Below are 14394 nucleotides of genomic sequence, written 5' to 3'. Positions count from 1 at the left end.
ACAATGTAGCCCCTAGCGCGGGCGAGACACGGCGCACGGGAAGTCTTCGAGGCCGTTGCCCCTGAGAGTGGACTACCCAATAAAATGTTTGGTCGCAAAACGGATAATAAGCTCGGTGGGCTTTTAAAAAGCGCTGCTCATGCGCGGGGGAGCGCGTCGCGCCGTGCGTATAATAAGGCGGGTAACGCCAAAATACGAGGCTCTGAGGGGATGCCATGTCTCAAGAAACCATCCGCGCGGCCGAGCGTGCCGCGGGACAGGTGAACGCCATGTCGACGTATGATCCGGACTCTGACCAGCTGCATGAGGAATGCGGCGTTTTTGGTGTCTGGGCGCCCGATCGCGACGTGGCTCGACTGACGTACTTTGGCCTGCGTGCACTGCAGCATCGCGGCCAAGAATCGGCGGGAATCGCCGTTGGTGACGGCGGTACGGTTATGGTCCGCAAGGATCTGGGCCTGCTCGACCGCGTGTTCTCCAATGCCGACTTGTCGACGCTCTCCGGTCAGCTGGCCGTGGGTCATGTGCGCTACGGCACCGCCGGCGCCAAGAGCTGGGAAGCCTCTCAGCCGCACCTCTCTACCATCAATAGCGTCATTATCGCGCTCGCGCACAACGGCACCCTCGTCAACACCGACGAGCTGCGTCGCCAGCTGATCGAGCTGGGCGTACCGTTCCTCTCCAACTCGGATTCCGAGGTCGCGACCAAACTCATCGGCTACTTTACTCAGCGTACTGGCCATCTGCGCGAGGGCATTCGCAAGACCATGGAGCTCGTGCGCGGCGGCTACGCCATGACGCTCATCAACGAGCAGGCGCTCTACGCATTCCGCGATCCGCACGGCATTCGCCCGCTCGTGCTGGGCAAGCTGGTGGATGAGGGCCTGGACCAGGCCGATGCCGCATCCGTTTCGCAGCTGCCGTCGCAGGACGGCGCCGCGACGGTCGACGCCACCACCCATGTCACGCGCGCCGGCGGCTGGGTCGTTGCCTCCGAGACCTGCGCGCTCGATATCGTGGGCGCCGAGTACGTCCGCGACGTCCGTCCCGGTGAGATTTTGCGCATCAGCGCCGAGGGCCTTGTGTCCGAGCAGGGCGTGCCTGCCGCCGAAGAGCCTGCTAACTGCATTTTTGAGCAGGTCTACTTTGCTCGCCCCGATTCCATCATGAACGGCAAGAGCGTCTACGCCTGCCGTTATGACATGGGTCGTCAGCTGGCACATGAGGAGCCCGTCGAGGCCGACCTGGTCATCGGCGTGCCCGACTCCGGCCTGCCGCCCGCGGAGGGCTATTCGCACGAGAGTGGCATTCCCTTTGGCGAGGGCCTCATCAAGAACCGCTATGTGGGCCGTACGTTTATCGAGCCTACGCAGGAGCTGCGTGCCATGGGCGTGCGTATGAAGCTCAACCCGCTGCGTGACAACATCGAGGGCAAGCGCCTGGTCGTCATCGACGACTCCATCGTGCGCGGCACCACCATGGTGCAGCTCGTCAAGATGCTGCGCAACGCCGGCGCCAAGGAGATTCATATCCGCATCAACTCGCCCGAGGTCATCTGGCCGTGCTTCTACGGTATCGATACCGACGTGCAGTCGCAGCTTATCAGCGCCAACAAGACGGTCGACGAGATTTGCGAGTATATCGGCGCCGATTCGCTGGCCTTCCTTTCGGTCGAGGGCCTGCTTAAGGTCATGCCCAAGGGCGGTTACTGCGATGCGTGCTTTACCGGCCGCTACCCCGTGGCGATTCCCGAGAGCTTTGGCCGCGACAAGTTCATGGAGGGCTTTAAGCCCCGCAACCTGGACAAGCCGCTGCACTTTGATGACGACGCCGTGGTCGAGAAATACGACGATCGCAGCTGGGAAGAGGAACACGGCGAGGCCTAAAACCTGCCAAAAAGGGACAGGTTTATTTTGGTAGGTTTTACCCGCTGTTTTGTTGATATGACGGCGCGCGTTGTTATGGCGCGCGCCGAAATGAACGCAACTATGAGCACCGTTTGGCGCCCGGGCGGCGGACGGTAGTGGGAGAGGAAGGCTCAGATGAGCGACAGCAAGCATGTGACGTATGAGGATGCCGGCGTCGATACCGCCGAGGGCGGCCGCGCCGTTGACGCTATTAAGCAGATGGTTAAGGACACCAACCGTCCCGAGGTCATCGGCGGCATCGGTGGCTTTGGTGGCCTGTTCTCGGCTGCCGCGCTTAAGGATATGGAAGACCCGATTCTGATTAGCGGTACCGACGGCGTGGGCACCAAGCTCGTGCTCGCCCAGATCATGGACCGTCACGAGACGGTGGGCCAGGACCTGGTTGCTATGTGCGTCAACGACATTCTGGCTTCGGGTGCCGAGCCGCTGTTCTTCCTGGACTACGTTGCCATCGGCCACATCGAGGCCGAGCACATGGCAAAGATCATCAAGGGTGTGGCCGACGGCTGCAAGCTCGCGGGCTGCGCGCTCGTGGGCGGCGAGATGGCCGAGCACCCCGGCGTCATGGCTCCTGCCGACTACGACCTTGCCGGATTTACCGTGGGCGTCGTCGACCGTCCCAAGATGCTCGACCCTGCGAACGTCCGCCCCGGCGACGTGATCCTGGGCCTGCCTTCCACCGGCGTGCACTCCAACGGCTACTCGCTCGTGCGTAAGGTCATTGGCGTCGACGGTATTAAGCCGGGCACGCCCGAGGCCGCCGCTAAGGCCGAGGAGCTGAGCCGTCCGCTCGAGGAACTCGGCGGCGCATCGCTGGCAGACGCCCTGTTGGCCCCCACGCGCATCTATGTCAAGCCGATTCTGGAGCTGCTGCGCGGTGGCGCTCCGGTGCACGCCATCGCCCACATCACCGGCGGCGGCATCACCGAGAACCTCAACCGCGCGCTCGCCGACGACGTCGACGCCGTGGTCACCCGCAACGGCGCCGAGATGGGTTGGGACGTTCCGCCCGTCATCACCTACGTGTCGCGCCAGGCCGAGCTCGCGCCCAACGAGGCATGCAAGACCTTCAACATGGGCGTTGGCCTGTGCCTGATCGTCGCCCCCGAGGACGAGGCTGCCGTGACCGAGGCCCTGGTCGCGCTGGGCGAGAAGCCGTTCCGCGTGGGCGAGTGCGTCGAGGGCTCCGGTAAGGTCGTGTACTCCGATGAGCGCTAACGAGCAGATGGCTGCTGCCGCGAGCCTGGGCTTTGTGCCCTACACCCGTCCGACCGGCACCGATACGGCCGAGCCGCTCAAGATCGGTGTGCTCATCAGCGGTTCGGGTACCAACCTGCAGGCGCTGATCGATCTGATCGCCGCCGGCAAGCTCAACGCTTCGATTGAGCTTGTGGTGTCGAGCCGTCCTTCGGCTAAGGGTTTGCAGCGCGCTGAGCGCGCGGGCATCCAGACGCTCACGCTGTCCAAGGATGTCTATGCCGACCCCATCGCCGCCGACGAGATCATCGCGCACGAGCTGCTCGAGCGCGGCTGCGAATATGTGGTCATGGCCGGTTACATGCGCATGGTGCACACGCCGCTGCTGGCGGCGTTTCCCAACCGCGTGGTCAACTTGCATCCGGCACTGCTGCCGAGCTTTACCGGCGCGCATGCGATCGACGATGCCTTTGCGCGCGGCGTCAAGGTAACCGGTGTGACCGTGCACTTTGCCAACGAGATCTACGACAACGGCCCCATCATCGCCCAGCGCGCGCTGGCTGTCGAGGAAGGTTGGGATGTCGACACGCTCGAGGAGCACATCCACGCGATTGAGCACGTGCTGTATCCCGAGGTCGTGCAAATGCTCGCCGACGGCCGCGTCCACGTGCTGGAGAGCGGCAAGGTCGCCGTGGATCCTGTGAAATAATTACCCGCTTGTAAAGGCGGTTAGGCATATCGAAGACGCCTAACCGCCTTTTTTATTGCGCTTTATGCTGCTTGATTTAGCTGGAATTGAATAGGCTGCTCTTCTTGCCTGTCAATTACAGTAGTCGACTCTCATGTGGAATGCCGAGCTTCCGGCATGAGATTATCTGGGAAAACGACCAGAAAACTTGGCATTCGGCTTCAAATTGCGCATAATTCTATTTATCATCTATTTAACATTTTGTTATCAAAAATGAGCGCAAGGAGGCTGGCTCAATGGGTGAAGCAGATGGCATGGAGCTGATTTATTCACTCGTCGGTTATCCTGATGAAACCGAGTGGCTTGAATTTAAAGAAGGCAATAGCGATCCCGTTAGAACGGGGCGTGACATCTCGGCGCTTGCCAATGCTGCCGCTTACTGCGGCCGCGCATATGCCTATAAGATCTGGGGCGTGAGCGACGGTACGCATGAGCTTGTGGGCACCCAGTTCAACCCATATCACGCAAAGGGTAAGGGAAACCAAGAGCTTTTGATGTGGCTCAAGCTTGCGCTCTCAAACAATGCGAATTACGAGTTTGCGGTTATTGATCATGAGACAAAGCACTTTGTGGTGTTGAAAGTGCACGCCGCGAGCGCTCAGGCGGTCTATTTTGATAAGACAGCCTACATTCGAGAGGGCTCTTCGACGGCAGAACTGGTTCCCGGTAGTGCACGAGAGGCGGAGCTGTGGCGTCGCTTACAGTCAGGGAACGCGGAGCTCGCTGTAGTTGAGAGAGATCTGACATCTCGAGAGGTCGCCGAAATACTAGATGTTGATGCGTATTTTGAGTTGTGCAGATTGAGAAGACCTGTCGATTTGGACGGAGTGATGCTTGCTCTTTGTGAACAAGAGCTGATTCGTCGTCAAGATAACGGCCGATATAGTGTGACGCGCTTGGGAATGCTTCTGGTGGGAAAAAAGCTCTCTCGCTACCCGGAGCTCAGGAAACGCATGCTGCGAATCGTGCGATATGCGGGAAAAGGCAGTTTTGACATTGTCGGGGATACTGAAATCGACAAGGGCTACGCTTTGGCGCTTCCACAGGCTGAACAGCTGGTCATGTCGATGATTCCGGCTGTTGAGGCACTGGATGGCGCATTTCGACGTATTCAGACGGCTTATCCTCAAAGGGCGATTCGCGAGTTACTATCAAACGCCGTGATTCATCAAGACATTGCTGACAATACGGCGGGGCCTCTTGTTGCGATTTACGACAATCGCATTGAGTTCTCTAATCCCGGGACAACGCTTATTCCGGCAGAACGAGTGCTCAACGCCCAGCCGAAAACGCGAAATTCGATGATAGCGTCCCTCATGCGCCAAATGGATCTTTGCGAAGAAGGCGGTACAGGCTGGGATTTAATCGTAGATTCGCTCGAAAAAGCCGGCATGCCTTCACCGGTTATCAAGAGTGAGGGCGGGCTGGGAACGCTCGTGACGCTCTATTGCGACTGTCCGTATACTCGAATGAAAAAAAGTGAGCGAAAAAACGCCGTGTACTGGCATGCCTGTCTTTTGTATGCCCAAGGTGAGTCGATGAGCAATCAGTCGCTGCGAGAGCGTTTTGGACTTTCCGATGAAAAGAAAAACACGGTGGCGATGTCTCGTCTAATCAAAGAGTGCCTGGAAGAGGCATTGATAAAGGAAGAGGACGAGGACGCGGGTTCCAAATACAAAAGGTATATTCCGTATTGGGCCTAAAGACAGGGAATGAAAAGAAGGAGGCGGCTTATGTCTGGTAATAACGAAGCGCTGTTTACGCCTGAGTTGGTGTTTTTTGATTGGGAGTGTGCGACGCCGGATGAGGTGTTCGCGCGGCTTGAGGGCGAGCTTGCACCACATGGCTACATTGCATCCGGTTGGCTCGATGCCGTCCGCACGCGCGAGGATGCCTATCCCACGGGTCTCGCTATGCCGGCGGCAAACATTGCCATTCCGCATACCGATCCGGGGTTTGTGGCCAAGCCCTATATCGCGGTGGTGAAGCCCGCCGCGCCCGTGACATTTAACGCTATGGCTGGCATGGGCGCTCCGGTGCCGGCGCAGATCGTCATCAATCTGGGCATTGCCGAGCCGGGCGGCCAAGTCGAGGCCCTGCAAGCGCTCATGAACATCTTTATGGGCGCCGATGCCGCAGCCGACGTGCTCGGCCAGACCACGCCCCAGGGTATGGTCGACGCCATCCGCCGCCACTTCTAAGGTGGGGCTGAGTCGGCACTTGGGGGACGTTCCTTTTCTGTCGGCACTTGGGGGACTGTCCCTAACTGCCGGCACATAAAGAACGTCCCCAACTGCCAAGTGCCGCATCTGCCCCCTTTGCACCAAAATGGTGCAGATTAACCTGCCCCCAATGTACCAAGCGTGCCGCGGGGGCCGCGTTGTGACACAATGGCGTTTGTTCGATTCGTTATGCGAAAGGCCGACTATGGCAAATAAGAAAAAGAACTCCGAGGCCGCGCCGACGCCCGAGCAGCAGGCTCGCGCTGCCTCCAGCTCTCGCAAGAAGCAGCGCAAGACGTACGTGTCTAAGACCGTCAAGATCGTCCTGGTGGTCATCGGCGTGCTGGCGATGCTGCTTTCCGTCTCGGCGATGGCGTGCTCCGGCCTTATGTCGCGGGCTGAGGACACCTCGGGCTACAAGCTGACCGGCGGTGTTGCTGCTACTATCAACGGCACCAACCTCACCGAGGACACCGTGACCAAGCAGATCATGAGCATGCGCACGTCCTACGGCTACACCAAGGACAAGGACTGGGCGCAGTATCTGGTCGACAACGACCTCACGCCCAAGAAGTACCGCAAGCAACTCATCGACTCCTACACGCAGCAGATTCTGCTTCAACAGGCACAGAAGGAGAACGGCGTGACGGTGTCGGATGAGGAGGTCGAGAAGGCTTGGAAGGACGCGTGCAAGAGCGCGGGCGGTGCCAAGGCCTTTAAGAAGACCCTCAAGACCTACGGCTATACCGAGGACACCTACAAGGATTCGCTCAAGGAGAGTCTGGCGCAGCAGAAACTCAAGGATGCGGTAGCGCCCACAAGCAAGCCCAAGGACAGCGAGATCGTCGATTACATCAACGAGAACCTGTCTAACTACAACGATGCTCGCCGCTCGTCGAACATCCTGATCAAGGCTGATTCCGATGCTTCCGACGAGGACAAGGCTGCCGCCAAGGCCAAGGCGCAGGAGTGCCTGGACAAGATCAACTCCGGTGAGCTGAGCTTTGAGGACGCCGTTGAGCAGTACTCCGAGGACACCGGTTCCAAGGAGAAGAAGGGCGATGTGGGCTGGGATAAGCTCACCACCTTCGTCGACAGCTACCAGGCGGCGCTCGAGGGGCTCAACAAGGGCGATGTGAGCGACGTCGTCGAGTCGACCTATGGTTATCACATCATCAAGTGCACCGACTACTTCCATGTCGATAATCAGGTCGATGACATTAAGCAGGTGCCCAAGGACATCAAGAAGTACGTCTCCAACGTGGTGAAGACGCAGGCGGCAAGCACTGCGTACAGCGAGTGGCTGGAGCAGTACAAGAAGGACGCCGACATCACCGTTAACCCCATGCCCAAGGACGTGCCGTACAACGTCAGCCTGAAGGGCGTCACCAAGAGTTCGACCGACGATTCGTCGACGACTAAGTAATCATGGGGCGGTGCACGCGTGAGTACCGCCCACGCTATTGAGGAGGATATGCAGATGACCAACGAAGAGCTGCAGAAGGAAATGATTGCGGCCATGAAGGCCAAGGACAAGGTTCGCCTGTCTATCATTCGCCAGGTTAAGGCCGAGGTGAAGAATATCGAGGTCAACGAGCGTCGCGATGTGACCGAGGAAGACGTCAACAACATGATCAAGCGTCTGATTAAGCAGACGAGTGAGACACTGGAGATGTCCATTAAGGCCGGTACCGACCAGGAGCGTACCGACAACCTGACCGAGCAGGTCAAGATTCTGGAGAGCCTGCTGCCCGCGCAGGTTTCGGGCGAGGAGCTCGAGGCCCTGATCGAGCAGGTTATCGCCGAGCTGGGTGCCACGTCCAAGAAGCAGATGGGCCAGGTCATGGGCGCTCTGGGTAAGGCCACTGGCGGCAACTTCGATAAGCCGGCAGCAGCAAAGATCGTCGGCGCCAAACTCGCATAGGGGCCTAGCGGTACATAGTTGATGTTGAGGGGGCGTGGCCGTCATGGTCGCGCCCCTTTTTGCTGGCTGGGCACTCATTGGGGACGGACTTAAATGAGTGCCCAATGAGTAGGCACTCATTTAAGTCCGTCCCCAATGAGTGAGTGGAAGGTTGCGGGTTCTTTACGGGAATGTAGTGTGGGCTGCGGAAACGCGGTTCTTTCCGTACAATAGTTCAACTCGTGTAAACGCAGGGAAGGGACATTCATGGCAGACATGATCGAGATCAAGCATCTCAACAAGTACTTTGGCGACCTGCATGTGCTCAAAGATATCAATCTCACCGTCAAGCGCGGCGAGAAGCTCGTAATGATCGGGCCTTCCGGCTCGGGTAAGTCGACACTCATCCGTTGCGTCGATTATCTGGAGGAGCCCACGTCGGGCGAGGTCGTCATCGACGGTACGCCGCTCACCAAAAAGAATCACCTGGAGATGGCTCGCAAGTATAGTTCCATGGTGTTTCAGCAGTTCAACCTGTATCCCAACATGACGGTGCTCGGCAACCTGACGCTCGCGCCCATCAAGCTGCAAAAGAAGAGCAAGGAGGAGGCGACCGAGATCGCCATCGCCGCGCTCAAGCGCGTTGGCATGGCGCATAAGGCCGGCGAGTATCCGCAGAATCTCTCGGGCGGTCAGCAGCAGCGCATCGCCATCGCCCGCGCCCTGTGCACCAAGCAGCCCATCATCCTGTTTGACGAACCGACCTCGGCGCTCGACCCCGAGATGGTCCAGGAGGTTCTGGACGTTATGATTGAGCTCGCGCAGGAGGACATCACCATGATCTGCGTGACGCACGAGATGGGTTTTGCGCGTCAGGTGGCCGACCGCGTCATCTTTATGGAGGACGGCCGCATTCTGGAGGAGGGCACGCCCGAGCACTTCTTCGATAACCCCGAGAACCCGCGCTGCCGCGAGTTCCTGTCCAAGATTCTGCACTAGGCGCGGTGATGGACATGACGGATATGACGAGGACGGCCGTGTCGCGCCGTCACTTTTTGCAGCTGGCGGGCGCCGGTATGCTTGCGCTGACGGGGATCGCGCTTGCCGGTTGCGGCAACTCCACCAGCGGCGAGGACTCCGACAAGGGGTCTAAGCTTGCGGCCATTAAGTCGCGTGGCCATCTGAATGCCGGCGTTAAGAAGGACGTTCCCGGCTACGGCTATTACGACACCGCCAAGGGCCGCTTTGAGGGCATGGAGGTCGATTTGTGCTACCAGATCGCCGCTGCCGTCTTTGGCGTGAGCTACAAGGAGGCCCGCGCCCAGGAGCTTGTCGAGTTTACCGACGTAACGCCCAAGACACGCGGCCCGCTGATCGATAACGGCCAACTCGACGTGGTCGCGGCGACCTACACCATCACCGACGAGCGCAAGAAGAGCTGGGATTTCTCGACGCCGTACCGCACCGACTACGTGGGACTCATGGTCAAGAAGCGTTCGGGCTTTACCTCGATTGAGGACCTGGACGGCAAGGTCATTGGTGTGAGCCAGGGTGCCACCACGCAGGGCCTGATCGAGCAGATGATCAAGGACAACGGCTTTAGCTGTAAGCCCGAGTTTAGGGCATTTAGCGGCTACCCCATCATCAAGAGTTCGCTCGACGCCGGCAATATCGACGTCTTTGCCATGGACCGCTCCACGCTGGCCGGCTACATGAACGAGACCGTTGAGTTGTTGCAGCCCGAGGTCAAGTTTGGCGAGCAGGGCTACGGCGTGGCGACCAAGAAGGGCTGCGACCTTTCGGCCGTGGTCGATCAGGTGATTTGCGATCGCCTGGCCGACGGCTGGCTCGACCAAGAGGTCAAGACCTGGGGTCTTGTATAGGCACATCGTCCAAGGAAGGAATCAAATGCTCGAAGGATTATTTGACGCCGACCGTTGGTCGACGACATTTCAAAACATGGGGCCCTTCTGGGAGGGCTTTGGCGTGACGCTACAGGTAGTCGTTGCCGGTCTGCTGCTGTCGCTGGTGCTGGGCACGCTGCTGGGCGTGTTCTCTACCACTCGCTCGCGCGTGCTGCGCGTCATAAGCCGCGTGTACGTGGAGTTTTACCAGAACACCCCGTTGCCCGTGCAGGTGCTCTTTATGTACATGGCCGGTCCGCAGTTTTTGCAGGCCATAACCGGTGCCGACCAGCCGGTGCGCATCGCACCGTTCGTGCTGGGCTTCTTGGGCGTGGGCCTGTATCACGCGGCCTACATTTCGGAGGTCATCCGCACTGGTATCGAAGCGGTGCCGCGCGGTCAGATGGAGGCGGCCCAGAGCCAGGGCTTCACCCGTGCGCAGGCGTACTGGTACATCGTGCTGCCCCAGACGTTTAAGATCATTCTGCCGCCGCTGTGTAACCAGGCGCTCAACCTGGTCAAGAACACGTCGGTGCTGGCGCTTGTGGCCGGCGGCGACCTTATGTACCGTTCCGACAACTTTGTGAGTCTGTACGGTTACCTGCAGGGATACATCGTCTGCTGCCTTATGTACTTCATCATCTGCTTTCCGCTCGCCATGCTGGTGCAGTGGCTCGAGCGCCGCTCCAAGGAGCGTCCGCACGGCGTGAGCCTGGCCGAGCTGGGGCTCGACAACGTAGAGGAGGCCTAGCGCATGGAAATCTTCAACGCGACCAACCTGCTCTACATTTGGGGCGGCTTTGTTAAGACGATCGAGATCTCGGCGCTGTCGATCTTTTTCTCGCTCATCTTTGGCACGGTGCTGGCGCTCGTTAAGAGCTATGCGCCCCGCCCATTCCGTATTTTGGTGAGCGCCTATATCGAGCTGTTCCGTTGCACGCCGAACCTGCTGTGGATCCTGTTTATCTACTTTACAGTGCAGGGTTTGGACATTGTGATTTCGACCATCGCCTTTACGCTGTTTACCAGCGCTGTTATGGCCGAGATTGTGCGCGGCGGCCTCAACTCGATTCCGCGCGGCCAGTTTGAGGCAGCGCAGAGCCAGGGCTTCGGCTTCTTTGCCACCATGCGCTACATTATTCTGCCGCAGACATTTAAGACGATCATTCCGGCGCTGTTTAGCCAGTGCACGACCGTCATCAAGGACAGCTCGTATCTTTCGGGCATTAACGTGGCCGAGCTCATGTACGCGGCAAATGTCGTGATGGCCCACGCGATCGACCTGTCGCAGGTGCTCATGCTCTACGGCCTGGTGTTTGCGATGTACTTTGTGCTCAACTTTGGCATCTCGTTGCTGGTTCGCGCATATCAGAGGCGAATGGTGGCAGCGTAGAATGTGGCAAAGGGACAGCCCCTTTGTCACATAGAGAAAGGAATCGCGATGAGCGATCTGGAGAATAAGAAGAATCCTGTGGTCATTACCATCGCGCGCGACTTTGGCGCCGAGGGTCACGAGATTGGCCGCATGCTTGCCGACGAGTTGGGGATTCCGCTGTACGATAACGAGCTGCTGGTACGTGCGTCGCTGCGCGCGGGCGAGTCGCTTGATAAGATGGCCGCCTATGATGAGCGTCTGGCCGTGGAGAACATGGCGTTTCTGCCCGACCGCTACGATGCGCGTTCGTACTCGGATAAGTTGTTCCAAAAGATGAGCCAGGTGATTTTGGATCTGGGCGAGACCGAGAGCTGCATTATCGAAGGCCGTCTGTCCGATTACCTGCTGCGCAACAACCCCAACCACATTGCCGTGTTGGTGACCGCACCCTTTGAGGACCGCGTCGAGATTGTGCGCAAGAAGCGTGGCCTTAACAAAAAGAAGGGCGCCAAGCTGGTCAAACAGCAGCAGAAGGCGCGCGAGGCGTTCTATAAGCGCTATAGCGCCGGCAAGTGGAAGATGACGAGCGGTAAAGACATCGTCGTCAACCGCGCCAAGCTGGGCCGCGAAGGCTGCAAGGACGTCATCGCCGCAGCCTACCGCTACAAGGTGGCCCAACTCGAAGGCTAACCAGTTGAAACCACCACAAAGGGGACAGGCACCTTTGTGGTGGTTTGGGCGGCCGGCATAGAAAAAGTCCCCGCCGGGCGTGTGCTCGACGGGGACTTTGCCGTTTGGTGGCTAGCGCTGCGGGTGATTACTCGCCCAGCAGGCTCTTGGTGATGGAAGCGGCGGCCTTCTTGCCGGCGCCCATCGCCAGAATGACCGTAGCGGCACCGGTGACGATGTCGCCGCCAGCCCAGATGCGGGGATCGGTGGTCTGGCCGGTCTCCTCGTCGGCGACGATGTAGCCCCACTTGTTGAGCTCCATCTTGCCGCCGATCTTCTTTGCGAAGGGGTTGGCGTTGGTGCCGATAGCCGAGATCGCGACGTCGCAGGGGATCTCCTCGATGGCGCCCTCGATGGGCACCGGGCGACGACGGCCGGACTCGTCAGGCTCGCCGAGCTCCATCTTCTGGACCTTGACGGCGCACACGGAGCCGTCCTCGCCAGCGACAAACTCGAGCGGGGAGACGAGCGGCAGAACCTCGACGCCCTCGGCCTTAGCATGGTGCAGCTCGGCGCGACGGCAGGGCATCTCGTCCTCGGTACGACGGTAGGCGATGATGGCGTGCTCGGCGCCCAGGCGCTTGGCGGTACGGACGGCGTCCATAGCCACGTTGCCGCCACCAAAGACGACGACGTTCTTGCCGTGCTTGGTGGGGGTGTCGTACTCGGGGAACTTGTTGGCCTTCATCAGGTTCACGCGGGTGAGGTACTCGTTAGCGAAGAAGACGTTGGGCAGGTTCTCGCCGGGGACGTTGAGGAACTTGGGCAGGCCAGCGCCGGTCGCCACGTAGATGGCGTCGAAGCCCTGCTCGAACAGCTCCTCGGCCGTGGCCATGTTGCCCACGACGGAGTTGTACTCAAACTTGACGCCCATGTCCTCCAGGCCGTCAATCTCGCGCTTGACGACCGCCTTGGGCAGACGGAACTCGGGGATGCCGTAGACCAGCACGCCGCCGCCGGTGAAGAAGGCCTCAAAGACGGTAACGTCAAAGCCGTTACGGGCGAGCTCGCCGGCGCAGGTGATGCCGGACGGGCCGGAGCCGACGACGGCGACCTTCTTGCCGTTCTTGGGAGCCATCTTGGGCGTGGAGGCGAGCTCGGGGCGATCACCCAGGAAGCGCTCGAGCTGGCCGATGGCCACGGGCTCGGACTTCTTGCCACGGATGCACTTGCCCTCGCACTGGTTCTCCTGCGGGCAGACGCGGCCGCAGATGGCGGGAAGCATGGAGTCCTCGCGGATGGTATCGAGAGCGCCGCCGAAGTCCTTCTCGCGGATCTGCTCGATAAAGCGGGGGATGTTGATGTTGACAGGGCAGCCCTCAACACAGAACGGCTTCTTGCAGTTGAGGCAGCGCTCGGCCTCGGCCAGCGCCATCTCCTCGGTGAAGCCCTTGTCGACGGGGCGGAAGTCGCAGGCGCGCTCGGCAGCCGGCTCCTCGTTATCGGGGGTGCGGGGCGACTTCATATCGGCAACGAAACGACCGTTAACTAGTGGCATGCGCAGCTCTTTTCCTCATAGGCCTTGAGGGACTCGCCCTCTTCGGAACGGTAAGCGGCCTGGCGGGCACGAAGGTCATCCCAGTCGACCAGGGTGGCATCGAAGTCGGGGCCGTCGACGCAAGCGAACTTGGTCACGCCGCCCACCTCGACGCGGCAGCAGCCGCACATACCGGTGCCGTCAACCATGATGGGGTTGAGCGACGCGGTGATGGGGGTGTCGTACTTCTGGGCGGTGAGGGTCGAGAACTTCATCATCGGAACGGGACCGACGCAGAAGACCTGGCTCACGGCCTTGTCCTGCAGCAGGCGCTCCAGCGGAGCGGTGACAACGCCCTGCTCGCCGTAGGAGCCGTCATCGGTGGTGATATGGATGTGGTCCTCGTCGAGGAGCTCGCGGAACTGGTCCTCCATGAGCAGGAGGTCCTTGGTGCGGGCGCCCATGATGGCGTGGACCTCGTGGCCGGTCTCGACCAGGTGCTTAGCGACCGGGAAGGCAATTGCCAGGCCGACGCCGCCGCCAATGACGGCGCAGGGGCCCTCGGCCATCTCGGTGGGAACGCCCAGCGGGCCCACGACGTCGCGCAGCGACTCGCCGGCCTCGTAAGTGGAAAGCATCTCGGTGGTCTTGCCGATCACCATGAAGATGAACTCGACCCAGCCCTCGTCACCGTTCCAGCCAGCTAGGGTAAACGGGACGCGCTCGCCCGTCTCGTTGGCGCGAACCATGAGGAACTGTCCAGCGTGCGCATGCTTGGCGATTGCAGGCGCCTCGATGCGGAACTTGAACACCTTCTCCGAGAACTGCGTCTTCTCCAGGATCTTATACATAGAACCCCTCTCTTGTTAGGGCCGCCGAACCGTGCCTCCACGGAAATGGACGGTAGCCCG

Annotated in this window: 14 protein-coding genes; 12 read left to right on the top strand and 2 right to left on the bottom strand. The window is 59.9% G+C overall.

The window, feature by feature from the left end; genetic code table 11:
- Nucleotides 1-215: 215 nt before the first annotated feature.
- The 12 genes from I2G40_RS02415 to I2G40_RS02360 all read left to right on the top strand — a co-directional run bounded on the left by I2G40_RS02415 (nucleotide 216) and on the right by I2G40_RS02360 (nucleotide 11967).
- The gene (locus tag I2G40_RS02415) at nucleotides 216-1886 is read left to right on the top strand and encodes an amidophosphoribosyltransferase (RefSeq protein ID WP_148331751.1); all 1671 of its coding nucleotides are present in this window, start codon (nucleotides 216-218) and stop codon (nucleotides 1884-1886) included.
- A gap of 156 nt (nucleotides 1887-2042) precedes the next feature.
- Nucleotides 2043-3146: a phosphoribosylformylglycinamidine cyclo-ligase gene (purM, locus tag I2G40_RS02410; protein ID WP_117655823.1), complete on the top strand. Its 1104-nt coding sequence runs from the start codon at nucleotides 2043-2045 to the stop codon at nucleotides 3144-3146.
- Entirely contained in the window at nucleotides 3136-3834 is a 699-nt protein-coding gene (gene purN, locus I2G40_RS02405; RefSeq protein WP_195544076.1) for a phosphoribosylglycinamide formyltransferase, read from the top strand. The genes purM and purN overlap by 11 nt, the downstream gene beginning before the upstream one ends.
- Nucleotides 3835-4109: 275 nt before the next feature.
- On the top strand, nucleotides 4110-5576 hold the full coding sequence (locus I2G40_RS02400) for an ATP-binding protein (RefSeq protein ID WP_195544075.1): 1467 nt from the start codon (nucleotides 4110-4112) through the stop codon (nucleotides 5574-5576).
- 30 nt (nucleotides 5577-5606) lie between these two features.
- The gene (locus I2G40_RS02395; protein ID WP_195246382.1) at nucleotides 5607-6074 is read left to right on the top strand and encodes a PTS sugar transporter subunit IIA; all 468 of its coding nucleotides are present in this window, start codon (nucleotides 5607-5609) and stop codon (nucleotides 6072-6074) included.
- A 226-nt stretch (nucleotides 6075-6300) separates the two neighbouring features.
- Nucleotides 6301-7521, top strand: coding sequence for a peptidylprolyl isomerase (locus tag I2G40_RS02390; RefSeq protein ID WP_195544074.1), 1221 nt, complete (start codon nucleotides 6301-6303; stop codon nucleotides 7519-7521).
- A gap of 54 nt (nucleotides 7522-7575) precedes the next feature.
- Nucleotides 7576-8019: a GatB/YqeY domain-containing protein gene (locus I2G40_RS02385; RefSeq protein WP_117769746.1), complete on the top strand. Its 444-nt coding sequence runs from the start codon at nucleotides 7576-7578 to the stop codon at nucleotides 8017-8019.
- Between the two features lie 246 nt (nucleotides 8020-8265).
- Nucleotides 8266-8997: an amino acid ABC transporter ATP-binding protein gene (locus tag I2G40_RS02380; RefSeq protein WP_022094215.1), complete on the top strand. Its 732-nt coding sequence runs from the start codon at nucleotides 8266-8268 to the stop codon at nucleotides 8995-8997.
- An 8-nt stretch (nucleotides 8998-9005) separates the two neighbouring features.
- Nucleotides 9006-9881: a transporter substrate-binding domain-containing protein gene (locus I2G40_RS02375; RefSeq protein ID WP_152068574.1), complete on the top strand. Its 876-nt coding sequence runs from the start codon at nucleotides 9006-9008 to the stop codon at nucleotides 9879-9881.
- 25 nt (nucleotides 9882-9906) lie between these two features.
- On the top strand, nucleotides 9907-10653 hold the full coding sequence (locus tag I2G40_RS02370) for an amino acid ABC transporter permease (protein WP_195544073.1): 747 nt from the start codon (nucleotides 9907-9909) through the stop codon (nucleotides 10651-10653).
- Nucleotides 10654-10656: 3 nt separating this feature from the next.
- On the top strand, nucleotides 10657-11295 hold the full coding sequence (locus I2G40_RS02365) for an amino acid ABC transporter permease (protein WP_055310278.1): 639 nt from the start codon (nucleotides 10657-10659) through the stop codon (nucleotides 11293-11295).
- A 48-nt stretch (nucleotides 11296-11343) separates the two neighbouring features.
- A complete protein-coding gene (locus tag I2G40_RS02360) occupies nucleotides 11344-11967 on the top strand; it encodes a cytidylate kinase-like family protein (RefSeq protein WP_055251542.1) in 624 nt (207 codons plus the stop codon).
- Between the two features lie 127 nt (nucleotides 11968-12094).
- Here the strand turns inward: I2G40_RS02360 and gltA are convergent, their stop codons facing one another.
- Nucleotides 12095-13504, bottom strand: a complete 1410-nt coding sequence (gene gltA, locus I2G40_RS02355) for an NADPH-dependent glutamate synthase (RefSeq protein WP_006235794.1) — start codon at nucleotides 13502-13504, stop codon at nucleotides 12095-12097.
- A complete protein-coding gene (locus tag I2G40_RS02350) occupies nucleotides 13495-14334 on the bottom strand; it encodes a sulfide/dihydroorotate dehydrogenase-like FAD/NAD-binding protein (protein ID WP_006235793.1) in 840 nt (279 codons plus the stop codon). Before I2G40_RS02350 ends, gltA begins: the two co-directional genes overlap by 10 nt.
- Nucleotides 14335-14394 lie beyond the last annotated feature (60 nt).

The sequence above is a fragment of the Collinsella aerofaciens genome (assembly GCF_015558785.1).
Taxonomy (GTDB): domain Bacteria; phylum Actinomycetota; class Coriobacteriia; order Coriobacteriales; family Coriobacteriaceae; genus Collinsella; species Collinsella aerofaciens_P.
The sequence above is the reverse complement of the archived record's forward strand: the minus strand, read 5'-3'. Positions and strand labels throughout refer to the sequence as shown.